This window comes from Brevibacterium renqingii, from assembly GCF_017808105.1.
Taxonomy (GTDB): domain Bacteria; phylum Actinomycetota; class Actinomycetes; order Actinomycetales; family Brevibacteriaceae; genus Brevibacterium; species Brevibacterium renqingii.
The window spans coordinates 1-26452 of the sequence record NZ_JADBHF010000011.1; the positions used below are offsets into that span (position 1 = coordinate 1).

Sequence of the window (26452 nt, forward strand, 5' to 3'; positions counted from 1 at the left end):
GCCAGTATCGCAAGGTGACGGAGGTCGCTTCCTGCAGTTGACAAGGAGTGATCAATGCGATTGTCGCAGGCTTTTTCGTCCGGACAAGCTGGGTTTGCTAAACAGCCAGTGCGAGGTTATCAATTTTGCAGCAATTGACTACATCACTTCACAACACAGAGTCGGCTGGCAGCTCGTTTCTCGTACTACTTATAGCGTTTATAGCTCGGCTGAGGTACGCGACTGCTATGACTGCTCATAAGTTCGTTTCTTGCAACCAGTGGTAATCGGCCAGATAACGCATCTTCCATTCCTGTTGCGGAGGATTTGTAATGCGAACGCTCTGGTATCAGGATTTAATTGGATGCGAATATCTTACAAAACCGTATTCGGAGTTCGGCAAATTCCATTGTAAGACATACTAATTGATACTGGAGAGTTTGGTTGCTACCGATTCTTCCGCCACCTCGCGTAAAGAGAATTCGATCGCCTCGGCATTCAACCGGCAAACTACCTTACGATCGTTCAGCAAATGGTCTATCACATGCCCCAGGTTGTCCGGCGATGTATTTATTGCAGGTATGTTCTCAACAAGTCCAACCGAGGCCACTCCCATTTCATCGCGTGCGTTTCCCGCGGAGGTTCCGGTAACCAACACACATCCGGCAGCCAACGCTTTGAAACCGTGTCCCGTTGGAAAATCTTCAGAAAGCGAATCAATGAAAATATCAACGGTTTGCATCGTCTTTGATTGTTCAACATCAGACAGCTCGTGGATTTCGAGTTCTTTGGCATCTGTGGCACGCAGGAGTGCTAACGCAGTTTTCTCTGCCTCGGATCGTCTCTGGCCCTTTGCCCAACCAAGCCGCAGGGGTGCGTCTTCGGCCCAAGTGCGCGGAGTACTTACCGTGTTCGCGCACGGCACGAATATACACATGCTCCCTAAAGAGTACGCTGTGGCCAAACTGTTAGTAATGACGCGCCTGTCATTTACTCGAATGCTTTCGCGAATTTGTGTGAACCTGATTCGATGTGCTTCATCCTCCGTCTCAGTAACTTCGTGCAACCAATGATATGGGTAGTGCTCCCGCAGTCGATCAACGTCGATGCAACTGTTACCGGCGATTATTCGAACTGCTGGCTTCTGGGACATCGTCAGAATTCCGGTCGTCAGGGCCGGGTCCCATCCATCTACTAACGAAATTGGCTCGTCATAAAAGACACCTCTGAGCTGTGAGACCTCGCTCCTCCAGAATTCCAAGAATCGCAAACCCTCGTCTGTCAAGATGAAGCGGCCGTCGGTAAGATCGCCATGCATACGATTGATAGTGGGCAGTGTTGTGCGGATTCGCGTTCTCTCTCCTATTTTATCGAAGGCACTCTCCCACCCACGAATTACCCCGTGGTCACTAGTGATTAGAGATAGATAGGGTTGAGGTTTCGATGGGAACGTCAGCTCTCGATCATCCGGCGAGAGTCTTTGCCAAATCATCTCTAGAACTGGAGCATCAGCCTCCCATGAATTTTTGAGAATAACCTCTTTGGTGATATGTCTTTTGAATTCGGACACATTGCCTAGTACATGCGTAATAGCTTCCGCCATTGCAGTCGGGTTGCCGCTAGGATAGACGGTGCCGAAACCGAGTCGTCGAACTCGTTCGGCTTGCGCACGCATATCACTCACGACGACCGGCAGGCGAGCGTGGAGATATTCTGAGACTTTCGTCGGCGCTGCTTCCTGATGAGCAGCACTTGGCAAGAGCGCGCTGATGCCGATATCTGCTGTCGAGATAAATTTGCTGACGTGCGACGAAGGCACATAGTCGAGGAAATGAAGTCGTTCTTCGGTTCCTAATTTCTGGGACTGCTCACGAAGTACATCCCTCTGTTGTGTGTCATTCTTACAGATAACTGCGACATGAAGTTCAGGAATAAGCTGTTGAGCGTCCAGCAGAGTCCCTAGACCCCTCTGCGGAGTGATGCCCCCAGCGTAGACTGCCAGTGGGATGTTCGGCGACAGCCCCAATTCACCTCGCACATCCGAGTGTAGTGAATTCTGTTCAGCTTGCTTCTGGCTTGGCAGATTTCTGACAACAGCCGGCACACTCTTCAAGCGGTGGCGCTGACGGATGAGTTCAGCGATCTTGTCGGTGACAGTCACCACGGCATCGGCCTGTTTGATGCATTCGCTTTCGACTGCGATCCACGCCTGCTCATGTTCGACGGGCGGCGGCAAATGCTGCGTCGGCACGAATTCGTGCGCGTCGTAGAGCCACTTTACGGGACGCACACCAACAGTGCTGTTCGCCCAGAGGGAGTACCTGGCGGCCCCAGGTAGTGGATGCCTGTCATGCACATGAATGAGGTCAGGTTCCAACGCTTTGAATGCGTCGAAGAACGTCGCCTCATAGTCAACTAGATGCGGCCAAAGCGTCCTCCACGAACGTCCGAGCCGCCTGCTTGCCTTGACTCGTGCATCCCGGCTGCGAACGCCAATGCGATGCGCAATGTATGCGGGGCGTTTCAGCCGCTGAGGTAGGCGATTGATCTGTCGACGGCGCTCTTGGAGGCGTTCTTGTCGCTTCGCAATCGCATCAGCAACTCGGGAGTGATGCTCGTTGCCGACGGGCGGACGTATAACAGGGATGTCTCCATCGATAAATGAGACCTGTTGCACAGTTCGACGGCGAATGCCGACCACGGTCACCTTGTATCCCAGATCCCTGGCTGTGATAGCTGCCTTTTCCACTCGAGAGTCTCCGACTACCAAGTTTCCGACAGCCATGACCAGGTGAGGCCGCAAGTCCTGATCCTGTTCGCCTGCAACGTCTGACGTAAATATCATTTCACCTCCAAGATTTCGTACCACAGTTGCAGGACCCTGTCTCGATCCCACTTCAGCGACTGTTCTCTGGCTCGCGAAGCTGCTCGCGATCGCTCTGAGTTGGAGTTCAGGCTCAAAATCTTCTGCGCTGCTTCGTGTGTATTCTCGACAAGCCAATCCCTGCCGAAGATCTCTTCTGCTCCCTCCCTCTGCCAGACGATCGGCACAGCGCCACTCGCCATGCCCTCAACCGGCGCCAGGTGGAAACTCTCATTATGGCTCGGTGACAGTACGAAGCCGATACCCCTTAGCCACGAGGCGATATCAGGAGAGAAAGATTCGAAAGCGATATGAGTTCTCAGAGCCTCACTGTTGCGAATCCGTGAATAGAAGTCGAGGTACAGCTGCCGTTGAAGCGGATCTCGCCATTCATGCGGATAATCCCACGGCGGCCGGCCCTTGATTCGCAGAATATACCGGTCGTCGTGTTCCAGCAGCTGTTCCAACAGGTCAAGCGCTCGATCCGGTCGTTTTCCAAAGCCGACGATGCCGACCATTCCGAGTTGAAATCCACTTCCCGCTAGCTTGGGACGGTTGAAATCTTCGGCATCGATCATATTCGGTATGACGGTGGTTGAGTCGAAATCGAGGTTCAGCTGATCGATCGCCATAGCTCGATAACGTTCCGAGACGAAAACCCACTGGTCCACTGCTTCCGCCATCAGGTTCTTGAGCCACGGACCACGAAGTTCGAATCCGTGGAGGCGGGCAATAAGTTTCGTACCAGGGACCTTATTTTCCGCATGCCACACCAATGAAGGTCCCGCCCATTCGCAGAACACGACATCAGCGTCGGATTTGATCTCGCTGCTCAATGCTTCGTCGTGATTGTGCAAGCTCGTCCATCCGTCGAACGCCAGCTCAAGGTCGGGCTGCTGGTTGAGCCCGTCGACCAGCTCACCCAGGAACTTGAAGTCGTGAGAACTGATCACGACCTTCGCCGGCCTGCGTCCCGAAGGCGTTTTCCTCACGCTGCGGACTAACTGGCGGTTAAGACGAGTTGCGGCTGCATCCATCGAAAAGTCGAAAGCTGTCGACCGCACTGAAGCAACTGCGTTTGCCAGCTTGGGCATGGCCGCCACGATGCGATCGGCAACGTCATGCACAGAATCCTCGCTCCTGACAAATAGTGGGTAATCCTCACCCCACAGCGAAAGGTGGTCCGTAGAAAGGTTGAGCAAGGGTAACGTCGAAGTCGCTGCGTACTCGAGGGCTTTTGTGGAGACCTCGAGGCTTGAGTCGAGGGCAGGACTTCTCCACCCGATACCGATGTGTGCTCGGCTGAGCTGTTGAAGAACTTCATTCCGAGGGAGTCCGCCCAGCCACGTCACACTACTGTTCTCATCCTCGTCGGCTGCAATCAATGCCCCGCGCATGTCGTCTCCCCACGCCGGGTCGTCGACGTCATGCTGGAGTTTATCCCCCACGACAACGAGTTCCGCATCTATACCGCGATCGCGAAGAGTTTCAGGAAGTGCAAGCATCTCACGTGTGTGCCACTGCTTAGCCAGTTTTCCGGCATAGATCAGGCGCAGCGGCGTTCCCTGTCCGATATTCCGGGAGCCAGATTCAAAGGCTTCGTCCGGAACCATCGGTGGGAGCACAAGTGTCTTGCCCGACGCAGAAGGCGCCGCCGCTTCGAGATACGACCGTGCTGCCTCTGTCTGAGCAAACATCCGAAAGCTTCTGCTGGCGACCTGTTCAAGACGATCCGATTGATACTTTGAAAGTTCGTCGATAGGGAACGGCAGATCGGTGATGTAAGACCACAATTTCGGTGACAGATCCTGGTGCTTGCTGAAGGCGAAGCAGGCATTGAAACCGCGCACGATGATGGCGTCGAAGTCGTGCTGCTCATGAAGTCGTGAAGCACGCGCTGCTGCCGCATTCGGATCTAGTGCAGAGTCGTCATCTTCCGGCATGTCAATGCTGATGTCGGGAAAGCGGCCACCGAGCCGATCCAGAACTCTGCTTTCATCGAAGCGCACTTTGGACAGGAGCTGCACTCGATGCCCACCCGCAGAGAGAACCTCGGCGAGAGACGCTAACCACGTTGAGGATCCGTCGATCAGTCGTACATCGAGGTCAGCGAAGATCAGGATCTTCATCGGTGTTGTGCCACCTCATCTTTGGAAACATGCTTCTCGAAATCGCGAATCGCCTTGATCACTTCGGAATGTATGTCGTCTCCCCATCGAGCTGGTTCCAGTTCGTTGTTCTTCAGACGAACATGTGCCAGTTTTTCGAGAGAAGCCGTGAAGTGAGTCGGCACGCTATCTCCATGCACTACGACTACCGTCCCACGCTTACGAGCGGCTTTCACAGCGGTGTGCAGTTCTTGATAGAGGCGGGTACCGCTTGCTTCCAGCACTCCGCGCCACGGTGATTCCGACAGTGTCTCCAGGTCAATGACGAGAAATGCGGTGGTGGGCCCGACCGCGTTCTCCGCCATACCCGGAGTCACGATGGTGACTGTGCCGGCGGACTCGAGCTTGGTGACCAGCGCTTTTCCTCCCACCAATGCGATTTCCCGTTCCAGTGCAGCATCTGGGGCCTGCAAAAGGTGTCCGAGATTTCGTCCGCTCGACACCTTCATGTCTTGTTGCGCCGCATCTCTTCCAGGCACGTGCATCTTCGGGCGTGCTTGCATGGGACTAGCCGGAATAGTGCCTGGTGCGAACAGGGACGAGTGACTCACGGAGGTGCCATCCGCAGACTGCGACTGTACCCAGAATGCGGCCGGCCGTTCGTCATCGACCAGCGTCTTGAGATGTTGAAGCGCTTCACGCATTCCACCTGAAGTCTTAGCGACAGAGCCACGAATGTCGTGCACAGGTTCAGTCCTGAACTCCACTCGACTGACACGGTTGTCGACTCTGTTGATTTCGCGTAGCAGCGCACGATGCTGTCTCCGGGACGAAAGCAGATTGAACCCGAGAAGGCCGGCAAGGACAGCCACAGCAATCGCAACCCCTGGCGGCTGAAGCCCCAGGGTGGGGATCGCGATTAATCCCACGGCTGCCACGGTCCCGATGGTTCCCAGAATTGCGGCGAGCGTCCCAAATTTCATAGCACTTCCCGGCGGTGAGTTTTCGACCATTTGCACTTCTTCATGGCTCTCAACATGATAGTCGAATTGACCAACGACTGATCTCTCGCGGATGGTGCGTGAAGTTTCCGACAGGGGTCACCGCGGCCTCAACCGGGATCGGGCAATCAGTTCGGCGCTCGGTCGGCGGCGTATGGTGGACTCAACGTCTCCAGAGCCGAATGGGGGCGTCTCGTTCGCGCTGGTGGAGACCATGTCTGCCGCCCACCGCTGTGCTGAGGAGAAGAATTGACCGCTGAACCGATCTGGCTTCCCGACCCTGATCAGTCCCCACGTCCGCAGATTGTCGACTTCATCGACTTCGCCAACCAGCGCACCGGCCAGACTTTGGCTGATTACGACGATCTGTGGAAATGGTCGGTGAGCGATCTCGACGGGTTCTGGGGTGCTGTCTGGGACTTCTTCGACGTCGTCTCCGACGAGCCCTACACCGAGGTGCTGGCGAACCGGTCCATGCCAGGCGCCGATTGGTTCCCGGGAACCCACGTCAACTATGCCGAACACGCCCTGCGCGCTGCCCTCGACGAACAGCTGGTGGACGAGCCGGCGATCATCACCGTCACCGAAGGCGGCGACCGTATCGAGGTCACGTGGCGTGAGCTGCGACGCCAGGTCGGATCGGTGGCCGCATGGCTGCGCGAGCGCGGAGTCGAGCAGGGAGACCGCGTCGTCGGCTATCTGCCGAACACCCACCACACGCTCGTGGCCTTCCTCGCCTCCGCCTCGATCGGCGCCATCTGGTCGGCCTGCGCCCAGGACTACGCAGCCGAAGGCGCCGCCGCCAAGCTCGGACAGCTCGAACCGACAGTGCTCTTCGCCGCCGACGGCTACTTCTGGAACGGCACTGCCTTCGACCGCCGCGACCAGGTCGCCGACCTTGCCGCGCGCGTCCCAACGCTGCGGGCAGTCGTCGGCATCGACAACCTCGGCGCGCGATCTTGGGACGATCAGGATCAGATCACTGATCTCGTCGCGTGGGACGACATCGCCTCCGGCGATACGCCGCCGGAGTTCGTCCGGGTCGATTTCGACACCCCGCTGTGGGTGCTCTACTCCTCCGGCACCACAGGGATCCCCAAGGGCATCGTGCACAGCCACGGCGGTGTCGTCATCGACCATCTGCGCCTGTTCGGACTGCACCTCGACCTTCGCCCGGGCGACCGCTTCTTCTGGTACACGAATACGAACTGGATGATGTGGAACCTGGTCGCCTCGGCGCTGTTGGCAGGTGCGACCACCGTCTGCTTCGACGGCAGCCCCCTCTACCCCGGCCCACGCCGGCTGTGGGAGATCGCCGCGGAGAACGAGGTGAACGTCCTCGGGGTGAGCCCGGGGATCTTCCTCGCGGGAATGAAGGCCGGGCTGAAACCCGGTGAGGAGCTCGACTTGTCGGCGCTGCGGACGATCGGCGCCACCGGCGCACCGGTGCCCGCCCACTGCTTCCCCTGGGTCCGCGACGCCGTCGGCGAGCGCGTGCAGCTGGCCTCGACGAGCGGAGGCACGGACGTCGTCAGCGGCTTCGCCGGCTCGGCCGCGAACCTCGACGTATGGGCAGGAGAACTGTCGGCCCCGGTCCTGGGTGTGGCCTTGGAGTCCTGGGACGATGCGGGCGAACCTCTCATCGGCGAGGTCGGGGAGATGGTGATCACCGCACCGATGCCGTCGATGCCGGTGAAGTTCTGGAACGATCCCGACGGGCAGCGCTACCGCGACACCTACTTCTCGATGTTCCCCGGAGTGTGGCGCCACGGTGATTGGATCACGATCACCGACCGCGGCAGCGTCATCATCTCGGGACGCTCGGACGCCACGCTCAACAGACACGGCGTGCGGCTGGGCAGCGCCGACATCTACGACGTCGTCGACGGCATCCCCGAGGTCACCGAATCCTTGGTCATCGGCGCCGAACAGCCCGACGGCGGATACTGGATGCCGCTGTTCGTCGTCCTGGCCGAAGGCGTCGAACTCGACGACCGGCTGCGCGAGAAGATCAGGGAGGAGCTGCGCACGAAGGCCTCCCCGCGACATGTGCCCGATGACATCATCGACGTGCCGGCGGTGCCCCACACCCGCACGGGCAAGAAGCTCGAGGTTCCCGTCAAGCGGCTCATCCAGGGCCACCCGCTCGCACGGGTGGCCAACCCCGACGCCGTCGACGTGTTCGAGACGCTGACCTACTTCACTCGGTTCGCCGAGGAGAAGGACTCCGCCGACTGAATCCCGGCGTGACCGGGACGCGGGGATGCCTGGGCCGGGCGCCGCCTCGGCGAGGCGCCCCTCCCATGAATCAGGCACTTCGCGTACGGTGAGGCCATGACTGCTCTCTTCACCCTCCCACCGGCGGATTTATTGGTCGGAGTGGACGGATCGGACAACAGCCGGCAGGCGTTCACGACCGCCGTCTCCATCGCCGAAGAGCACGGGTGTTCGCTTCGGGTGGTGGGCGCCTACAGCGTCCCGGTGATTCCCCGGCGTCACGCTCCGACGATCTCCGACGAGCGCCATCGCAGCATCGGGCATGCGACGCAGGGGATGCTCGAAGACTTTGCCGCGGAGGCTCGGAGCGCGGGCGTCGAGGCCTCTGCGCAGGCCATCGAGGGAGACGCGGCAGAAGTGCTCGCCGAAGCCAGTCGCTACTCGCGGCTGGCGGTCGTCGGCAAACGCGGACGCAACCGGCTGGCGAGCCGACTGCTGGGCACCGTCTCGGGCGCGCTCGTTGCACATTCGCATTGCCCCGTGCTGGTGGTGCCGTTCCCGGACACAGATGTCGACGAAGAAGCACTGACGCGGGAGAACTCTCCTGGATCGTCTTCGGAGCCTCACCAGGGTCGGACGAATTTCGAGGATGAGGTCGTCGCCGGAATCGACCTGGATTCCTCTGCTCTGCCGGTCGCCGAGGTCGCCGCATGTGCCGCTGAGCTCAGCGGCCGTCGACTCGCTTTCGTCTCAGCCGTCCCCACTGAAGCGTCAAGTGGGCGTGGTGGAGGGGAAGCCACAACGCCTCACGCATACGCGCACCATCTCGAAGAGTTGGCTGAGGCCGTCAAGGAGCGTCACCAAGGGCTTAGCGTGCGCCTCGAGCTGCCGGAGGGTTCGGCAGCGGTCGCACTGACTGAAGCGGCACGCACAGCAGCACTCGTCGTGCTGGGCACCCGCGGTCGCGGAGGTGTCGCCAGCCTGCTCCTCGGCTCGGTCAGTCGGAGTGTGCTCAACCAGGCGAGATCGCCCGTTCTGATCGTTCCCAACAGCACCAGCGATATGGACGCAAGGAATTCTACATAATGTAGAAAACATTGATATAGTGGAATCGGACGACGGTGCTTTCGCTTTCGGGGTTGTCGCCGTCGCTCGGGATCTGAGAAACCCCGGCAGGAGGTTCACGATGTACGAGGATGTAACAGCCGCTGAATTGAGCACCCGTGATCTCGGAGTCCTGGTCGGCTTCGACGGCTCAGACCACGCCGAATCGGCTCTGCAGTTCGGAGCGAGCGAAGCACTTCGCCGGAAGACGACTCTCACTGTCGTCACCGCCTACACAGTCCCTGTCCCGATCTATCCCAATATGGCGTCTCTGCCCTCGGAGCCGGAAGATCGCGCCCGACGGAAGGCCGCCGAAGCCACACTCGAGGTGGCCCAGGAACAACTCAAAGACCACTCTGGCGAAGTCATCCTCGCCGCCGCCGAGGGCAATCCCACCGGCACCCTTGCCGAACTCTCCAAGCAGGCCCAGCTGGTCGTCGTCGGTGCTCGCGGACGCGGCGGCTTCATCGGGCAGCTTCTCGGTTCGGTCGCCGCGGCGCTTCCGGCTCACACCCACTGCCCCACGATCGTGTTTCCCGGGACCCCCTCCGCTGAGGCGACTGCGAAGAACGAGACCGGTGCCGAGCACAAGCAGAGCGGCCCGATCGTCGCCGCGATCGATGGCTCAGTGCAGAGCGACGAGGTCCTCAAGCAGGCGGCACAAGTGGCAGAGGAGAAGGCCGCGCCGCTGAAGATCCTCATGGTCATGCCGCTGGCGGAGGAATGGCTGTACTGGTATCCCGACGTCCAACTCCAGAACAAGTCGAGCCAGAGTCGTCAGAGCGAACTCGAGAAGACGATCCGAGAGAACCACTCATGGATGTACGACGAGCACTCGAACCTGGACATCTCCGTCGATGTCGTGATCGGCGACGCCGTGGACGTCATCGGTGACTGGAGTGCGACGGCGCAGCTGACCGTGGTCGGCACCAGAGGCCGCGGTGCGGTGCGAAGCGCGCTGCTCGGTTCCGTCTCTCGCGGTGTGCTCAACGGTGCTCAGGGTCCGGTGATGATCGTTCCCCGCCAGTCATAGCCTGAGGCTCTGGTCATGAACGACGAGATTCTCTTCGATTCCGCCGATCGCGACTTCGGCGTGCTGGTGGGCTTCGACGGTTCGGATCATGCCCGGTCCGCACTGCATTTCGCCGCTGCAGAAGCACTCAGCAGCGGCGCGGCCCTCACGGTCGTGACCGTCTACCGGCTCCCTCCCATGATGTACACCGGTGAGCCGGCGATTCTGGTCACGGCCGAAGCCCGAGCCGAACGGGATCGTGCCGAGCAGCTCCTCGACGACGCTCGGGAGTATCTGCGCGATTACCCGGGAGAAGTGACGTTCTCTTCGGCGGAGGGCAGCCCGACCGGAGTACTCGCCGAACTCAGTGCTCGTGCGCAGACGGTCGTCGTCGGCGCCCATGGTCGCGGCGGCTTCATCGGACAGCTCCTCGGTTCGGTCGCCGCGGCGCTTCCCGGCCATGCGCAGTGCCCCACCATCGTCATCCCGCAGGACTACCAACCGGGAGACGGGCCGGGCGCCGAGTTCTTCACACACGATCGGGACACCGCGCCGGTGGTGGCTGGAATCGACCTGTCCGAGCGCAGCCGCATGGTGCTGCTTCTCGCCGCACAGCAGGCGAAGCAATTCGAGGTTCCACTGCAGGTGCTGACCGCGCTGCCGCTGCTGAGAGAGTGGAAGTACTGGTACCCGGATCTCGAAGAGTTCGACACGATCACCGAGCTTCGCCGGAGCAACTTGCAGGCATCGGTCGAGCAGGAGATCGCCTGGCTGCGTCGACGCCATACGCGCCTCGACATCTCCGTCGAGGTCGAACTCGGCGACCCGGCCGACCTCCTCGAGGCGAAGACCCGCACGGCGCAGCTGACGGTGGTCGGCACTCGCGGTCGCGGCGGGATGAAGAGCACACTGCTCGGTTCCGTCAGCCGCGAGGTCCTCAACCGTGCGCGAGGACCCGTCATGGTGGTGCCGACCGGGAAGGCCGGGCGATAGCTCCCACCGCTTTGCCGTCTCTGCGCGTCCCGGTCAGGGCAGGATGAGGATCCGGCCCCGCACTCCCCCGCCTTCGAGGGCCCGGTGGGCTTCGGCCGCCTCGGCGAGGTGGAAGGTCGCACCGGTGCGACCGCGCAGGCGCCCGGTCGCCAGCATCTGGTTGATCGCCTGGGCCGCCTCGGCGAGGTCGGCGGCCGAGGCATTGCTGATCGCGAAACCGAGCACGCTGGCATCACGCGTATAGAGCTGACCCAGCGGCAGCCTCGGCGTGGCCTGCATCCCTGCCATCGCGATGATGCGGGCACCGTGGGCGAGCAGGGGAACGGACCGGTCGAAATCGTCATCTCCGCTGGGGTCCCACCACACGTCGACGCCGTGCGGGGCGGCCTGCTCGACCCGTTCGCAGAAGTCATCGGCGTGCTTCGCGAGGACGTCCTCGGCACCACAGTCGGCGACCCATTGTTCGTCGCCGGTCGAGGCACCGGCGATGACGTGGGCGCCCATGGCCGCGGCGAGTTGGACGATCGCGGTGCCCACGGCCCCGCTTGCCGATCTGACCACGATGGTCTCGCCCGGGCGCAGCCGTGCCTCGCGCACGAGCCCGATGTAGGCGGTTCCGGCCGCATGGAGGACCGGGGCCGCCTCGGCGGGATCGATGCCCTCGGGAAGCGGGTACAGCCGTGCGGCCGGAGCGGTGACGTATTCTGCGAACGCGCCCTGACGGCCGTCGTGGCCGAGGCTGTTGGACCACACTCGATCACCCGGGCTGAATGCCTCGACCGCCTCGCCGACGGCGACGACGGTGCCGACGAGGTCCCGGCCGATGACGAAGGGGAATGGCATCGGTGTGGGGAATGCGCCGGAGCGGACGAAGAGATCGACGTGGTTGACCTCGCTGGCCTCCATCCGCACGAGCACCTCGGTCGGGCCCGGTTCGGGGACGGGCAGCTCGCCGATCCGAATGTTCTCGACCCCTCCGGTGGCCTCGATGTAAGCGGCTGTCATCCGGTCCGGAACGTCCACCGGTCTCATCTCCTCAGCGAATGAATCGTTCACCTCGTGAAGCTCTTCATGTGTGTCAGTTCCATAATTCATCGTCAAGCGGACGGTGACACGATTGAACCCCCTGCAGAAGGGCTGCGGACTATCGCGTGAGCCAATTCTTCAAACGACCCCGTCTCGGAACACTCTTCGAGCTACTCGTCCTCCGCCTGGTCAGAGACAGCTTCCCCGGCTTCCGTCTTTTCCTTGTCTTCCCCCGTGTTCCGATCGTCAGGATGCTCCACGGTGTCCGGAACTGCTTCTTTTTCTTCCCATCGTCGACCTCCTCGAATCATGCCCCGAAGTAAAACCCCTCCGGTCTCAACTGGCACAAGTCACCGAGCGGCGACTTGATTTCATCTTGGGCTCTCGGCCGAGCACCGTCAATCACCCCACATGACTCAGACAGACTGCTCGCGTCACCATGCGCTTCAACTCACTTGGCAGCGTAGAGAAAAACACCAATGATCGGCTGGCCGAAATGTATCGGCCCCGTTCGCAGGCCCGGAACGTGTCGGGGTCGAGACGAGGCAACCTTAGGACGAGGGCCGCAGCGTCAGTGAGATCTGACGCGGCGGCCCGTCTGGTTCGGACGACGAATCATTCCCCGTCGATGTGTTCGGCGCGGGTCTCCTTGGTGTTCTCGACGTTGGTGATGACTTCCTGCGACTTCAGGCGGGTCTTGATGCCGACGTAGAAGACGATGGCGGTGAAGACAGTGCAGATCAGCTCGCCCCATCCGAATGTGAGCACGCCCATGGCACCTTCGCCATAGTTGCTCAGCAGGCTGAGCACGGCCAGACCGCCGAGCCACAGGATCATCCACCAGCCGGACTTGAACTGCAGCGGCGGAATCTTGCTGCGGTCGCTGAAGGCGTAGTGCAGACCGAGGACCACGTAGCCGAGCACCATCGCCAGGAACAGCTTCCAGTTCGTGTCCCAGCCGGTCCAGAACACGATGAGGTTCGCGGCGAGGAATCCGAGGAACGGCAGGGTGTCCCCGCCGGGCAGCCGGAACGGACGCTCCTGGTCCGGCAGCTGACGGCGCAGCGCCGCCACTGTGACCGGGCCGGATCCGAAGGAGATGACGGTGCCGGAGGTGATGAACCCGACCATCTTCGCCCACGACGGGAACGGGAAGAAGAGGAAGCAGGCGACGATGAACGTCACCACCAGACCGAACCACGGGATGCCCTTCCTGTTCAGCTTCGTCATCGCACTCGGGGCATTGCCCACGCGGGCCTGCGAGTACGACAGGCGCGGGGTGAGCGCGGTGAAGATCAGGCCGGTGTCGGCCGGGGAGACGACGGCATCGATGTAGAGGATGATCGCCAGCCACATCGCACCGAGCATGATCGCGATCTCTGCCCACGGTCCTGCCGAGTTCGAGAACGACAGTCCGCCCCAGCCGTCCTTGAGCAGGTCGGTGGGGATGGCCCCGATGAACGCGACCTGCAGGAGGATGTAGATGATGCCGGTGAGCACGATCGAGCCGATCACGGCGAACGGCACGTTCTTCTGCGGGTTCTTCGTCTCACCGGCGAACTCCACGCCCTGGCGGAAGCCGAGGTAGGAGAAGACGATGCCCGCCGCGGGCAGGGCCGCGAAGATCGGTGCGATGCCGTTGGGGGCGAATCCGCCGAACTCGGGCATGTGGAAGTGACCGGGGTTGAAGGCCAGCAGCGCAAGTCCGACGAACACGAGGACGATGACGAGCAGTTTCCACCACACGAGCACGTTGTTGAACTGAGCGAAGAACTTCACCCCGAACATGTTGATGATGCAGAAGACTGCGACCATCGCGATGCTCACGAGGATGCCCGGCACTGTGAGGACGAGGACGCCTTCCTTCGACTCCATCAGCCACGGCATATAGCTCGAGGCGTACTGCACGGCCGCGAGGACCTCGATGCCGACGGTTCCCGCCGCCGACAGCCACGTGATCCACCCGCTGGTGTAGCTCGCGAACGAACCGAACGCATAGTGCGGGTAGCGCACGACACCGCCGGCGACGGGGAACATGACACCGAGTTCGGAGTAGTTCAGCGCCACGAAGATGATGAGGACCGCGCCGAGCGCCCAGGACAGGATCGCGGCCGGGCCGGCCATGCTGGCGGCGTCGAAGGCGCCGAAGAGCCAACCGGAACCGATGATCGACCCGACTCCGGTGAAGAGCAGTCCGGTCTTGCCGATATCGCGTTTGAGTCCTTTGTCATGGACGACTGTCACGCTCGTGTGCGAGCCGGATGACAGGGGATTTTTTGAGGGCACCTTCGCCTCCCAGGATTGTGACGGCAGAATCTCCGCGGTCAGTCTTCTCCTGCAGTCCTGTTATGTCAATCACTATCGGAGCCGCATCCGCCGAGGCCGCGGCGCCGAGCGGCGATGCGGTCGGATTCCTGGTGGCGGGGCCGAATAGTGGAACGTTTCGGGTCACTATGTGGGGCCTGCGGGTGGGGCAGTTAGTCGCGTCTGCTGCCTGCCCGAGGCATACCCTCTACTCTTGGCTCTCCCCCTCAGTTCTCCGCAGATTGTGGGCACGCTCGATGTCCTCCTGGCGCTTCCGCTCCTTCTTATCGCTGGCCTTGGTGTCGCGCGGGGGCAGCTGGAGGTCCTCCTCGGCGGGCAGCCCGGCCTGCAGTTCGCGGCCGCGTTCGAGTTCGCTGTCGATCTCGGCACCGAAGAGCAGGATGACGTTGACGATGTACGTCCACAGCAGCAGGACGATCACCCCGCCGAGGACGCCGTAGGTCTTGTTGTAATTGCCGAAGTTCGCAACATAGAAGAAGAACCCGGCCGAGGCGATGACGATCACGACGATGGCGATGAACGCGCCGAGGCTGATCCACCGGAACTTCGGCTGCTGGACGTTCGGGGTCGCGTAGTAGAGAAGAGCGAGAACCAAGACGACGATGAAGGCGAGGACGAACCACTTCGCGATGCTCCACACCATGAGTGCGACCGAACCCAAGCCGATCGCGCTGCCCACGGCCTCGGCGATCGGTCCCGAGAGGACGAAGATCAGCAGCGCGATCGCCCCGAGGACGAGGATCAGAGCTGTCAGCAGGTACATCTGGAGGTTGAACTTGATGAATCCGCGTCCCTCGCGGATGTCGTGCAGGATGTTCATGGCCCTGCCGAAGGCCTTCACGTACCCGGAGGCCGACCACAGGGCTGCGAGCAGACCGATGAGGAGGCCGATGCCCGGGGCCGGGGCCGAGAGGACGTTCTCGAGGGCGGGCCGGATGGACTTCCAGGCATCAGCGGGAACGACTCCCTGCACCTGGTCGAGGACGGTGGAGACCGCGGTGCTCTGTCCGACGAGGCTGAGGATCGAGACGAGGCCGAGGAGACCCGGGAAGATCGACAGCACAGTGCGATAGGTCAGCCCCGCGGCGAGGTCGGTGCAGCCATCGGCGGAGAATTCGCGGATCGTCGATCTGAAGATGAACGCCCACGAGGGCTTCGTGATGTCCGCAGGCGAGTCGGGCTTCCGGTGGTCATCTGGCGGAGGGGCGTGCTCTTGCTCGATTCGAGCACTGCCCCGGGAATGCTTTGACATCGAATGCTCCTCTCGAAGGACGATTCGGGACAATTGACGAAGCTATCACCGGCATGTGCCTCCGACAACGGACAATCTCGGTTCCAGATGACTCACACATTCGTCGCCGACCGCGTCAGCCGACCATGTCAGCCGGCGGCGTTCGCCTCGGCGGTGAGATGAGCGCGAGCCTCGGCGAGCATGGCCTCACGGGTTGCGATCTTCACCCGTTCGCGGCCCTCGGCCTCGCCGAGGGCCTTCTCCGCCGCCTCGAGGCGGTGGTAGCCGGCCCAATCGGCGTAGTCGACGCCCTTGGCCTCGAGCAGCTCGACGATCGCGTCCTCCTCCGGGTAGACGGGATCGGTCAGCGCCCCGGCGTCCTGGTCGGCAAGGATGTGCGTGATCGTCTCCAGCGCATCACCCTTCGTGTGACCGATGAGGCCGACGGGCCCGCGTTTGATCCATCCGGTGGTGTACACGCCGGGGATGACGTCCGCCTCGGCGGCCTGTGCCTGGGTCTTCGCGTCGACGACGCGTCCCTCGTGGTTGGGGATGACGCGCTTGGCCTCGTCGAAGGGCAGCTGCGGCAGCTGCGTGCCCGCATAGCCGACGGCGCGGTAGACGGCGTCGATGTCCCAGTCGTGGAACTGACCGGTCCCCGCAACCGCGCCGGTGCCGTCGAGTTCCTGACGTTCGGTGCGCAGACCAGTCACCCGATCCTCGCCGAGGACGGCCACCGGTGCATGCAGGAAGTGCAGGTGCAATCTCCGCTTCGCCCCGGTCTCCTCCCGCATGGCGAAGTCCGTGAGCGTCTTCGTCACCTATTTGACCTGGTTGCTCGACTCGATGGCCTCGAGCGAACCCTGATCGAACTCGAAGTCCTCGGGGTAGACGATGATGTCGACGTCGGCGACCTGCCCGAGCTCGCGCAGCTCGAGCGGGGTGAACTTCGCCTGGGCGGGCCCGCGCCTGCCGAAGATGTGGACGTCGGTGACGCGTGAGGACTTCAGCCCTTCGTACACGTGGTCGGGGATCTCCGTGGTGTGCAGGTCATCGGCCTGCTTCGCGAGCACCCGGGCCACGTCGAGGGCGACGTTGCCGTTGCCGAGCACGGCGACCTTCTCGGCCTCCAGCGGCCACGTCTGGTCGACGTCCGGGTGGGCGTCGTACCAGTTGACGAAGTCCGCGGCCCCGTAGGAACCGGGCAGGTCGATGCCGGGCAGCTCGAGCGGTGCGTCGCTGAAGCAGCCGGTGGAGAAGATCACTGCATCATAGCGATCGGTGAGCTCGCCGAGGCTGATGTCGGCGCCGTATTCGACATTGGAGAACAGGCGGATGTCGCCGCGGTCGAGGACCTTGATGAGCGCGTTGATGATGCCTTTGATGCGGGGATGGTCCGGGGCGACGCCGTAGCGGACGAGGCCGAAGGGTGAGGGCAGGCGTTCGAACAGGTCGATGCTCAAGTCGAGGTCGTGCTCGGCCTTCGTCAGCAGGTCCGCGGCGTAGATGCCGGCGGGTCCGGCGCCGATGATGGCCACGCGGAAGGGTGTTGTCGTCATGGGTGCTCCTCGGTCAGTCGTCGGTGTTCTGCGGGGGCAGTCCCGCGATGAATGGGTGGTCTTTGTCGATGACCCCGTGGGCGGCGGCCCCGCCCGGGGAGCCGATGTCGTCGAAGAAGTCGACGTTCGCGGCGTGGTAGTCCTCCCACTCCTCGGGCACATCGTCTTCGAAGAAGATCGCCTCGACGGGGCAGACGGGTTCGCAGGCGCCGCAGTCGACGCATTCGTCGGGATGGATGTACAGGGAGCGCTTGCCCTCGTAGATGCAGTCGACCGGGCACTCTTCGATGCAGGCGCGATCTTTCACGTCCACGCAGGGCTGGGCGATGATGTAGGTCATGGGTTCCTTGCCAGTTCGGGGTGCGGTGCCGCCGCGGAGTCGAAGGCGCCTGCGGCATAGGGGCTGAGGGTGACGACGTCGCCGACGACGATGACGGCCGGCGAGCGCACGCTGCGGCGGGCGGCGTGGAAGGCGATGGTGCCCAGCGTCCCGATGGTCACCCGCTGGGAATCGCCGAAGCCGTCCTCGACGATCGCGACCGGGCAGTCGGGGCCGCGAGTGCCGCGGGCGAGCACCATCGCCGAATGCACGAGTGTGCCGATGCCCATGAGCACGACGACCGTGTGGTCGCGCCCGCCGCCGATCTCGGTGAGCTGGTCGTGGCCGGTGGCGACGGTGTAGGAGGTGGCCAGCCCGCGGTGGGTGAGCGGGATGCCGGCGACGGCGGGAACGGAGTTCGCGCTCGTGACTCCGGGCACGACCTGGACGTCGATCCCGGCCTCCCGGCAGGCGATGACCTCCTCTCCCCCGCGCCCGAAGACGAAGGGGTCCCCGCCCTTGAGCCGGACGACGCGGCGGCCGCGCCGGGCCTCCTCGACGAGGATCTCGTTGATCCTCTCCTGCGGCACCGGGTGGTGGCCCGGCTGCTTGCCGACGTCGATGACCACCGCATCGAGGGGTGCTCCCCTCTCCTCGGTCAGCTGATCGATGATCGAGCGCGCGCCGAGGCGGTCGGCGACGATGACGTCGGCCGCTTCCAGGGCGCGCAGACCGGTGACGGTGAGCAGGCCGAGGTCGCCGGGGCCGGCGCCGATGAGCATGACGCTGCCCGGGGCCTGTGCGAGGAAGAGGCTCATGAGAGTTCCTGTTCGGGTGTGTGGATCCCGGCGGCCAGCGTATTGCCGGTCTGCGGGTCGATGATGAGGAACGCACCGGCCGGGCCGTGCTCGCGGAAGTCCGGGACCGGCAGGGCGGCGGCGAGCTTGACCTGCGCCAGACCGATGTCGTTGCCGGCGAGCACCTCGGCGTCCTCGAGCGCCGAGGTGGCCAGGTTGCGTTTCGCGTCGATGGTGACGATGGCCTTGGCACTGGTCGTTCCGGTCTTGATGAGCACTCGGTCGCCCGAGCGCAGACCCTCGGCGGTGAAGGGGAACACTTCGGCGCGCAGCTGCCTGCGAGCCGGGGGCAGGGTGCCGCCGGCGGCGATGACGCTGCCGCGTGCGGTGTCGACGTCATCGGCCAGTCGCAGCGCCACCGACAACGGCGCACCCGCGGATTCGAGCTGCCCGTCGGCGGTGTCGATGCCGACCACGGTCGACCGCACCCCTGCCGGGTGGATGTCGATCTCATCGCCGAGGCGGACCCGCCCCGAGGTGATCTGTCCGGCCACGGCCCGGTAGTCGCGGAAGGCGTCCGGGTCGAGACCGGGGGCCAGTCCGCCCTGCGGTCGCAGCACCGTCTGCACGTCGAGGCGGAAGGGTTCGAGGTCGGCGGTGTCCTCCTCGGTGCTCGGCAGGGTCTCGAGGAGTTCGAGCAGCGCCGGTCCCGTGTACCAGGGGGTGTTGTCGGAGGCGGCGGCGATATTGTCCCCGGCCAGCGCGGAGATCGGGATGATATGCGGGGTGTCGAGGCCGATCTCTGCGGCGAGGTCCTTCACCTCCTCGGCGACGGATTCGATCGCGGCCTGGTCATAGTCGAGCAGGTCGATCTTGTTGACGGCGATGACGACGTTCCGGATGCCCAGCCGGGAGACGACGGTGAGGTGGCGTCGGGTCTGTTCGGTGGGCCGGTTGCGGGCGTCGATGAGGACGACGACGGCATCGGCGGTCGTGGCGCCGGTGACCATGTTCCGGGTGTACTGCACGTGCCCGGGGCAGTCGGCGAGGATGAAGGAGCGGCGGTCGGTGGCGAAGTAGCGGTAGGCGACGTCGATCGTGATGCCCTGTTCGCGTTCGGCCCGGAGGCCGTCGGTGAGCAGCGCGAAGTCGAACTCCCCGCCGAGGAAGCCGCGTTCGGCGCTCGTGGCGGTCACGGCGGCGAGCTGGTCGGCCAGGATCGCCTTCGCGTCGTGGAGCAGACGGCCGACGAGGGTCGATTTGCCGTCGTCGACGGATCCGGCAGTGGCGAAGCGCAGGAGTGTCATCAGAAGTACCCGTCCTTCTTTCGGTCTTCCATGGCCGCGGCCGAGATCCGGTCGTCGGCGCGTGTGGCTCCGCGCTCGGTCACGGTGGTGGCGGCCACCTCGGCGAGGATGGAGTCGATGTCGCTCGCGGTCGATTCGACGGCGCCCGTGCAGCTCATATCGCCGACGGTGCGGTAGCGCACGGTGCGGCGGGTGACGGTCTCGTCCTCGCGCGGGGTGGAGAATTCGCCGGTGGCCCACCACATTCCGTCGCGGTCGAAGACCTCGCGTTCATGGGCGAAGTAGAGCTCGGGCAGGGCGATGTCCTCGCGGGCGATGTAGCTCCACACATCGAGTTCGGTGAAGTTCGAGATCGGGAACACGCGCACATGTTCGCCGGGCAGGTGGCGGCCGTTGTAGAGGTTCCACAGCTCGGGGCGTTGGCTGCTGGGGTTCCACCCGCCGAATTCGTCGCGCAGCGACAGGATCCGCTCCTTCGCCCGGGCCTTGTCCTCATCCCTGCGGGCCCCGCCGAACACGGCGTCGAAGCCGCCGGCGGCGATGGCGTCGAGGAGCGGCTGGGTCTGCAGGGTGTTGCGGGTGCCGTCGGGGCGTTCGCGCAGCCGGCCGTCGTCGATGTAGTCCTGAACACGGGCCACCGTGAGGTCGAGGCCGAAACGCTGCGCGGTCTCGTCGCGGAAGCGGATGATCTCCGGGAAGTTGTGGCCGGTGTCGACGTGGAGGAGGCCGAAGGGGATCTTCGCCGGCCAGAAGGCCTTCGCCGCGAGGTGGAGCACGGTCACTGAGTCCTTGCCGCCGGAGAACAGCAGCACGGGTCTCTCGAATTCGGCGGCGACCTCGCGGATGATGTGGATGGCCTCGGATTCGAGGACGTCGAGGGTCGACAGGGTTGTCCGGGCCGTTCGGGTGGTCTGGTCGATGGTGGGGTCGGTGATGCTCATGTGTGGAGTCCGCATTCTGTTTTCGTCGTTCCTGCCCAGCGTCCGGCGCGGGGGTCTTCTCCCTCGGCGACGGGACGGGTGCAGGGCTGGCATCCGATGGACGGGTAGCCCTGTGACAGCAGTGGGTTGACCGGCACGTCGAAGGCTCGTGCGTAGTCGAGGAGGTCGTCGAACGACCAGGCGGCCAGGGGGTTGACCTTGACCAGGCCGTTCTTGTCATCGAAGGTGATCAGCGGTGTGTTCGTCCGCGTCGGGGCCTCGTCCCGGCGGACGCCGGTGAACCAGAGCTCGTAGCCGGCCAGCGATCTCTTCAGGGGTGCGACCTTGCGGCGGGCGCAGCACAGTCCGGGGTCGCGGGCGAAGAGGTCCTTGCCGAACTCGGCGTCCTGTTCGGCCACGGTCTGTTCGGGCAGGACGTCGACGATGGTGACGTCGACTCTGCGGGCCACCTCGTCGCGGGTGGTGTAGGTCTCCGGGAAGTGGTAGCCCGTGTCGAGGAAGAGGACGTCGACGCCGGGCAGGTACTGGGCGACATAGTGCGGCAGGGCCGCGTCGGCCATCGAGCAGGCCACGGCGCAGGCGGCGGTGTCGAAGTGCTGCGACACCCAGCGGATGACGTCGGCAGGGTTGGACTCGGCCACGCCGGCCTCCGGGTCGCCGCCGAGTTCACGGGCGCCCGCCTCGGCGAGGGTCTTGAGTTCGTCGATGGGGCGCTTGGCAGCGGTCGTGCTCATTTCAGTTCCTCCTCGTCGACGCGGTGGGCCCATTCGGAGAACGTCTCGGTCTCGGTCCGGCCGTCGAGGAATCGGCGGACGAGCTTCTCGACGTAGTCGTTGAGGTCCTCGACGGTGACCTTGAGTCCGCGCACGGTGCGGCCGAGTCCGGCCTCGTCGCGGTCCTGTGAGGCCAGTCCCCCGCCGACGTGGACCTGGAAGCCGGGGACCTGCTGTCCGTCGTCGGTGGTGACGATCTGGCCCTTGAGGCCGATGTCGGCGGTCTGGATGCGGGCGCAGGAGTTCGGGCAGCCGTTGAGGTGGAGGCTGATCGGGTGGGGCAGGTCGAGCCCGGCGAGGCGCTCCTCGAGCACGGCGACCGCGTCGGCGGCGGTCTGTTTGGTCTCGACGATCGCGAGTTTGCAGAACTCGATGCCCGTGCACGCCATCGTCGAGCGCCGGAACAGGTCCCTGCGGCTCGACAGGCCGAGCGCGTCGAGTCCGGCGACGACATCGTCGACGTCGGATTCCTCGATGTCGAGCAGGAGGATCTTCTGGTGCGGGGTGGTCCGCAGCCGGGTGGATCCGAACTTCTCGGCGAGGTCGACGACCTGGCCGAGCAGAGTGCCCGAGGCGCGTCCGGCGATGAGGCTGACGCCGATGAAGTACCGGCCGTCGGCCTGCTTGTGCACGCCCACGTGGTCGCCGGCCGTGAGCGGTTTGTCCGGGGCGGGTCCGTCGGCGAGCTTGAAACCGAGGTATTCGGTTTCGAGGATCTCGCGGAACTTCTCCGGCCCCCAGTCGGCGAGGAGGAACTTCAGGCGCGCCTTGTTGCGCAGGCGGCGGTAGCCGTAGTCGCGGAAGATCGAGGTGACGCCGAGCCAGGCGTCGACGACCTGGTCGGGGGCGACCCAGGCGCCGAGGCGTTCGGCGAAGCGCGGCACAACCGACAGGGCTCCGCCGACCCACAGGTCGTAGCCGATGCCGTGTTCGGGGTGGTCGACGGCGACGAAGGAGCAGTCGTTGATCTCGTGGACGACGTCCTGGCTGGGGTGGCCGGTGATCGCGGTCTTGTACTTCCGAGGCAGGTTCGAGAGGCTCGGGTCGCCGATGTAGCGGCGGGAGATCTCCTCGATCGCCGGAGTCGGATCGATGAGTTCGTCGGCGGCGATTCCGGCTACGGGTGAACCGAGGATGACGCGCGGGACGTCGCCGCAGGCTTCGGTCGTCTGCAGTCCGACTGCTTCGAGTCGGCGCCAGATCTCGGGGACGTTCTCGATCTCGACCCAGTGGAGTTGGATGTTCTGGCGGTCGGTGAGGTCGGCGCTGCTGCGGGCGAATTCGTTCGAGATGTCCGCGATCGTGCGCAGCTGTTCGGTGGTGAGTTTTCCGCCGTCGATGCGAATCCGGAGCATGAAGTATTCGTCTTCGAGCTCATGGGGCTCGAGGGTGGCGGTGCGGCCGCCGTCGATGCCGGGTTTGCGCTGCGTGTACAGGCCCCACCAGCGGAAGCGCCCGTGCAGGTCATCAGGATCGATCGAGGAGAATCCGCCCTTCGCGTAGACCTTCTCGATCCGGTCGCGGACATTGAGCCCGTTGTCTTCGGCCTTGTCGATCTCGTTCTTGTTCAACGGTTCATGGCCGTCGACCTTCCACTGCCCATTGGACTTCTTCGGGCGCGTCGATTTCCTTGCGGCCCGGTCACCAGGGCTCTTCTTGCTCGTTTCCACCTGAGTGGACATGGTCATCTCCAAACGCTGCGGGGAACCAGTGATGAGTCACGCTACAAGACTTTGGATTGCTCAACAAATTCACGCGTTGAATGGATATCACCGGCCGACATATGACGTCACAGAACCAGGGGCGGCGCTCTCGGGCGGGGCGGCTGGAGGCCCGCCGGCGGCAGAGGTCCCGCGGGGCGACGGGAGGAGGTGTGCGAGGGACGGGGGTGGCGGTCAGTCGCCCAAGACGTCGAGCAGGCGGTCGCGCACGATGTCGACGAGCTCCGCGGGAACCGCTTGGACTCGGGCCTCGACCGGGTTCTGGGCGGCGCACGTGTCGGGACCCGGGGCGAGCAGGGGCGGGGCAAGGAGGCACTGCTCGCTGCCTCCTTGCCCCGGGCCGGGGTCGGTCACGAGGGACCTGGCGAGGTCGTCGAAGAAGCCCGGCGCGAGCAGATAGTTGGCCGCGATAAGGCGGGAACCGTCCGGTCGATTCTGCTCAACAAAGCTCTTGAGCGGCACTCCCCCGCCGGCGAGGAATCCCACCGAGACAGCCCGGCCGAGTTCACTGGCGAGCAGTTCGCCCATCGCTTCGCAGGACCTGTTCGCACGCTCGTCGCTCGAGCCGGCGGCGGCGAGCACCACCTCGTCGTCCTCACGCAGGGGCGGGAGACGGTCGGCGAGGATCTTCGCCAGTCGCGCATCGGGGCCGAGGGTCATGGCCAGGCGGACATCGCGGTCGGCGGCGCGCTCGAGGGCCTCGGCGAGGTCGACGTGGACGTGGTAGCCCGGCGAGAGCAGCAGGGGCACGAGCACCGCGGGGCAGTCGGACGGCAGTCGGTCGATCACCTCGTCGACATCGGGCTGCTGCACATCGACGTGGCCGAGCACGACTTCGTCGACGAATCCCCGTTCACGCAGGTCGTCAGCGACCGCGGCGGCGAGCGCCTCGATGAGAGCCTGGCCCTGGGCCGATGAGGTCCCGTGGGAGATGAGCCCGAGCGAAGGCAGACCGGATGCAGACCTCCCTGTCGAGGACGAGCTCGCCGAAGTCGCGGCGGGCGAGCCGGGGGATGAACGGACCGTCACCACGCCCACCCTTCCGATGATTGCTCAACTGTCCTGTCGATCGCGCCGATGCGGTCCATGTCGATTGCATTCATCCGATCAGGCTATCCGAACCCGAGCGTCTGGCCTAAACCCGCAGTCACCCGGGCACTTTGGGCGTTCGATGTCATTTTTCGACGCAAAGCGACCGAGTTCGTCAGGAGCCCCTGCCGCATGGCATTCTGCTCAACAGATTGGATAGTGTGTGCATTCTCAGTGTCTCTCCGAAAGGCAAGCACATGCGTCAGCTCATCGTCCTCGGCTTCGTCGGCCTCCTCGCCCAGCTCATCGACGGATCGCTGGGCATGGCCTACGGGGTGACGTCGACGACTCTGCTGCTCGCGGCGGGTACGGCACCGGCGGCCGCCTCGGCGGCGGTGCACTTCTCCGAATTGGGGACGACCCTGGTCTCCGGCATCTCGCACCACCGGTTCGGCAACGTCGACTGGCGGACGGTGAGCATCCTCGCGGGACCGGGATTCATCGGAGCTCTCATCGGTTCGACCGTTCTGGCCAATCTCAACGGTGAGGCCGTGACGCCGTGGGTCTCGGGCATTCTGCTCGCCCTCGGCGTCTATGTCATCTGGCGGTTCCTCGCCCTGGGCGGTCGACGCCCGACCTTCCGATCACGGCCGAGCGCCGGGATGCTCGTGCCCGTGGGCTTCGTCGGCGGGGCGCTCGACGCCATCGGCGGAGGCGGCTGGGGTCCGATCGGGACGACGTCTCTGCTGTCGTCGGGGCGTCTGGAACCGCGCAAGGTCATCGGTTCGGTCGACACGAGCGAGTTCCTCGTCGCCGTCGGCGGATCCCTGGGATTCCTCATCGCCCTCGGCTCGCAGGGCATCGAATGGACTATCGTGGCTGCTCTGCTCATCGGAGGGGTCGTCGCCGCACCGTTCGCCGCATGGCTGGTGAAGCTCCTGCCCGCGCGTGTCCTCGCGATCGCCGCCGGAGGCATCATCGTCCTCACGAACGCCCGCACCATTCTGCTCGCCCTCGGGATGCAACCGACTGCGGTGTGGCTGGTCCTCGGGGCCTTGGCAGTCGTCTGGTTCGCGTTGCTGGTCCGCGTCGCCCGCCTCGAGCGCCGGGTCTCAGCTGCTCGGGCGGCCGAGGACGCGGCGAGCTCGGTTTCGGTCGGCAGGTGAGGCTCCCGTCGGCGGACTGCGGGCGGGCCGACGGCCGACGGACTGCGGGCGGCCCGGCTGATCAGGTCCCCGACCGGTGAAGGCTCGCGAACACCCGCCGCTCGTTCAACGGGCAGTCAGCTTTTCGCGGTTGCCTCCTCGCGAAAACCGCATTGGACGTTGAATGAGGGGTTCTCTGGACACGCACGTATCCAAGTGCCCTCCCGACGCCTCGGTCGGGACTTCGGTCAGGAGGCTGTCTCGTCGGCGGTGTCAGATCAGGACGGGAATCAGCGGGTGTTCCTCAGGTGTCCTGTCACGACGATGTTGTCCTCGTAATGGCCGGTGTCGTCATCGAAGTCCCCGCCGCATGTGATCAAACGGATCTCAGGGCGGTCGGTGTTGCCGTAGACCCGGTACTCGGGAAAGGAGTCCTTTCCGTAGTCGGTGACATCGTCGATCGTGAATTCGGCGGTGGAGCCGTCTTCGCGGGTGACTGAAGCAGTGTCTCCGCGCTCGAGCGCACCGAGTCGGTAGAACACCGCGGGCCCCTCCGAGGCGGAGTCGACGTGACCGACGATGAGCGCCGGACCGATTTCACCCGGGGTGGGTGAGCGCTCGTACCAGCCAGCGGGCGCGTTCTTGCCCAATGGAGGGACTTCCAGCTCGTCACTGTCAGTCAGTCCCAGGTCCATGAGGGTCGTGTCGACATCGATCGCAGGAATCCTCAGACGGGTGGGAGTCGAGGCTTTCATCCCGGCTGGGTGGTCGTCGTGGGCGTCCGCAGAGGTCCGAGTCTTCGAGGGATCCGATGTCTGTCTGGTCGTGTGATCATTGTTGGAGTCTCCGTCAGGCTGGGGCGGAGAGTGATCGGCGAGAAGACCGGCAGTGATGAGCGCGACGGCGAGGGCGAGCAGGGTCAGGCCCGCCGCGAACCATGCGATTCTGCCGCGGCCGGGCCTGCTCTGCTTGCCTTTCATATTTCTCGTCGTCCTGTCTCAG

The 26452-nt window shown here is 63.8% G+C and carries 19 protein-coding genes and 1 pseudogene; 5 read left to right on the top strand and 15 right to left on the bottom strand.

The window, feature by feature from the left end; all coding sequences use genetic code 11:
• Positions 1 to 400 precede the first annotated feature (400 nt).
• From IHE57_RS11940 to IHE57_RS11950, 3 genes are all read right to left on the bottom strand, one after another.
• Positions 401 to 2728, bottom strand: coding sequence for a glycosyltransferase family 4 protein (locus IHE57_RS11940; RefSeq protein WP_209373235.1), 2328 nt, complete (start codon positions 2726 to 2728; stop codon positions 401 to 403).
• A 92-nt stretch (positions 2729 to 2820) separates the two neighbouring features.
• Positions 2821 to 4971 (bottom strand): glycosyltransferase family 4 protein, encoded by a 2151-nt coding sequence (locus IHE57_RS11945; protein WP_209373237.1) that lies wholly within the window; start codon positions 4969 to 4971, stop codon positions 2821 to 2823.
• A complete protein-coding gene (locus IHE57_RS11950) occupies positions 4968 to 5963 on the bottom strand; it encodes a hypothetical protein (RefSeq protein ID WP_209373239.1) in 996 nt (331 codons plus the stop codon). The genes IHE57_RS11945 and IHE57_RS11950 overlap by 4 nt, the downstream gene beginning before the upstream one ends.
• A gap of 237 nt (positions 5964 to 6200) precedes the next feature.
• Here IHE57_RS11950 and IHE57_RS11955 point away from each other — a divergent pair, with 237 nt between their 5' ends.
• The 4 genes from IHE57_RS11955 (at position 6201) to IHE57_RS11970 (ending at position 11277) form a co-directional block, all read left to right on the top strand.
• Complete coding sequence (locus IHE57_RS11955; protein ID WP_209373241.1) at positions 6201 to 8189, top strand: acetoacetate--CoA ligase; 1989 nt, start codon at positions 6201 to 6203, stop codon at positions 8187 to 8189.
• Between the two features lie 96 nt (positions 8190 to 8285).
• Positions 8286 to 9254, top strand: a complete 969-nt coding sequence (locus IHE57_RS11960) for a universal stress protein (protein WP_209373244.1) — start codon at positions 8286 to 8288, stop codon at positions 9252 to 9254.
• 100 nt (positions 9255 to 9354) lie between these two features.
• Positions 9355 to 10305 (top strand): universal stress protein, encoded by a 951-nt coding sequence (locus IHE57_RS11965; RefSeq protein WP_209373245.1) that lies wholly within the window; start codon positions 9355 to 9357, stop codon positions 10303 to 10305.
• Between the two features lie 15 nt (positions 10306 to 10320).
• Positions 10321 to 11277 (top strand): universal stress protein, encoded by a 957-nt coding sequence (locus IHE57_RS11970; protein ID WP_209373247.1) that lies wholly within the window; start codon positions 10321 to 10323, stop codon positions 11275 to 11277.
• A gap of 33 nt (positions 11278 to 11310) precedes the next feature.
• On the opposite strand, the gene IHE57_RS11975 is transcribed toward IHE57_RS11970, so the two are convergent.
• The 11 genes and pseudogenes from IHE57_RS11975 to IHE57_RS12025 all read right to left on the bottom strand — a co-directional run bounded on the left by IHE57_RS11975 (position 11311) and on the right by IHE57_RS12025 (position 24305).
• Complete coding sequence (locus IHE57_RS11975; RefSeq protein ID WP_216630021.1) at positions 11311 to 12300, bottom strand: NADPH:quinone reductase; 990 nt, start codon at positions 12298 to 12300, stop codon at positions 11311 to 11313.
• Positions 12301 to 12918: 618 nt separating this feature from the next.
• Positions 12919 to 14547, bottom strand: coding sequence for an APC family permease (locus IHE57_RS11980; protein WP_209373249.1), 1629 nt, complete (start codon positions 14545 to 14547; stop codon positions 12919 to 12921).
• 268 nt (positions 14548 to 14815) lie between these two features.
• On the bottom strand, positions 14816 to 15880 hold the full coding sequence (locus IHE57_RS11985; protein ID WP_209373257.1) for a YihY/virulence factor BrkB family protein: 1065 nt from the start codon (positions 15878 to 15880) through the stop codon (positions 14816 to 14818).
• 128 nt (positions 15881 to 16008) lie between these two features.
• Positions 16009 to 17418 (bottom strand): annotated as a pseudogene (locus tag IHE57_RS11990) (FAD-dependent oxidoreductase).
• Between the two features lie 13 nt (positions 17419 to 17431).
• Entirely contained in the window at positions 17432 to 17758 is a 327-nt protein-coding gene (gene fdxA, locus IHE57_RS11995; protein ID WP_209324993.1) for a ferredoxin, read from the bottom strand.
• Positions 17755 to 18555: a uroporphyrinogen-III C-methyltransferase gene (gene cobA / locus IHE57_RS12000; RefSeq protein WP_209373259.1), complete on the bottom strand. Its 801-nt coding sequence runs from the start codon at positions 18553 to 18555 to the stop codon at positions 17755 to 17757. Before cobA ends, fdxA begins: the two co-directional genes overlap by 4 nt.
• Positions 18552 to 19841: a sulfate adenylyltransferase subunit 1 gene (locus IHE57_RS12005; protein ID WP_209373261.1), complete on the bottom strand. Its 1290-nt coding sequence runs from the start codon at positions 19839 to 19841 to the stop codon at positions 18552 to 18554. The genes cobA and IHE57_RS12005 overlap by 4 nt, the downstream gene beginning before the upstream one ends.
• Entirely contained in the window at positions 19841 to 20782 is a 942-nt protein-coding gene (cysD, locus tag IHE57_RS12010; RefSeq protein WP_209373263.1) for a sulfate adenylyltransferase subunit CysD, read from the bottom strand. The genes IHE57_RS12005 and cysD overlap by 1 nt, the downstream gene beginning before the upstream one ends.
• Positions 20779 to 21516, bottom strand: coding sequence for a phosphoadenylyl-sulfate reductase (locus IHE57_RS12015; protein WP_209373265.1), 738 nt, complete (start codon positions 21514 to 21516; stop codon positions 20779 to 20781). The genes cysD and IHE57_RS12015 overlap by 4 nt, the downstream gene beginning before the upstream one ends.
• On the bottom strand, positions 21513 to 23237 hold the full coding sequence (locus IHE57_RS12020; protein ID WP_209373432.1) for a nitrite/sulfite reductase: 1725 nt from the start codon (positions 23235 to 23237) through the stop codon (positions 21513 to 21515). Before IHE57_RS12020 ends, IHE57_RS12015 begins: the two co-directional genes overlap by 4 nt.
• 213 nt (positions 23238 to 23450) lie before the next feature.
• Positions 23451 to 24305: a sirohydrochlorin chelatase gene (locus IHE57_RS12025; protein ID WP_366933939.1), complete on the bottom strand. Its 855-nt coding sequence runs from the start codon at positions 24303 to 24305 to the stop codon at positions 23451 to 23453.
• Positions 24306 to 24562: 257 nt separating this feature from the next.
• Here IHE57_RS12025 and IHE57_RS12030 point away from each other — a divergent pair, with 257 nt between their 5' ends.
• Positions 24563 to 25471 carry a sulfite exporter TauE/SafE family protein gene (locus IHE57_RS12030; protein WP_209373266.1) on the top strand — a complete coding sequence of 303 codons (909 nt, stop codon included), beginning with the start codon at positions 24563 to 24565 and terminating at the stop codon, positions 25469 to 25471.
• Between the two features lie 269 nt (positions 25472 to 25740).
• Here the strand turns inward: IHE57_RS12030 and IHE57_RS12035 are convergent, their stop codons facing one another.
• On the bottom strand, positions 25741 to 26430 hold the full coding sequence (locus IHE57_RS12035) for a class F sortase (RefSeq protein WP_253720215.1): 690 nt from the start codon (positions 26428 to 26430) through the stop codon (positions 25741 to 25743).
• Positions 26431 to 26452 lie beyond the last annotated feature (22 nt).

Bases quoted from the DNA above. Each gene is read 5' to 3' on its own strand.
- IHE57_RS11945 (WP_209373237.1), bottom strand. From the start codon at position 4,971: ATGAAGATCCTGATCTTCGCTGACCTCGATGTACGACTGATCGACGGA.
- IHE57_RS11950 (WP_209373239.1), bottom strand. From the start codon at position 5,963: ATGGTCGAAAACTCACCGCCGGGAAGTGCTATGAAATTTGGGACGCTC.
- IHE57_RS11960 (WP_209373244.1), top strand. From the start codon at position 8,286: ATGACTGCTCTCTTCACCCTCCCACCGGCGGATTTATTGGTCGGAGTG.
- IHE57_RS11965 (WP_209373245.1), top strand. From the start codon at position 9,355: ATGTACGAGGATGTAACAGCCGCTGAATTGAGCACCCGTGATCTCGGA.
- IHE57_RS11970 (WP_209373247.1), top strand. From the start codon at position 10,321: ATGAACGACGAGATTCTCTTCGATTCCGCCGATCGCGACTTCGGCGTG.
- IHE57_RS11985 (WP_209373257.1), bottom strand. From the start codon at position 15,880: ATGTCAAAGCATTCCCGGGGCAGTGCTCGAATCGAGCAAGAGCACGCC.
- fdxA (WP_209324993.1), bottom strand. From the start codon at position 17,758: ATGACCTACATCATCGCCCAGCCCTGCGTGGACGTGAAAGATCGCGCC.
- cobA (WP_209373259.1), bottom strand. From the start codon at position 18,555: ATGAGCCTCTTCCTCGCACAGGCCCCGGGCAGCGTCATGCTCATCGGC.
- IHE57_RS12005 (WP_209373261.1), bottom strand. From the start codon at position 19,841: ATGACACTCCTGCGCTTCGCCACTGCCGGATCCGTCGACGACGGCAAA.
- cysD (WP_209373263.1), bottom strand. From the start codon at position 20,782: ATGAGCATCACCGACCCCACCATCGACCAGACCACCCGAACGGCCCGG.
- IHE57_RS12015 (WP_209373265.1), bottom strand. From the start codon at position 21,516: ATGAGCACGACCGCTGCCAAGCGCCCCATCGACGAACTCAAGACCCTC.
- IHE57_RS12020 (WP_209373432.1), bottom strand. From the start codon at position 23,237: ATGTCCACTCAGGTGGAAACGAGCAAGAAGAGCCCTGGTGACCGGGCC.
- IHE57_RS12030 (WP_209373266.1), top strand. From the start codon at position 24,563: ATGCGTCAGCTCATCGTCCTCGGCTTCGTCGGCCTCCTCGCCCAGCTC.
- IHE57_RS12035 (WP_253720215.1), bottom strand. From the start codon at position 26,430: ATGAAAGGCAAGCAGAGCAGGCCCGGCCGCGGCAGAATCGCATGGTTC.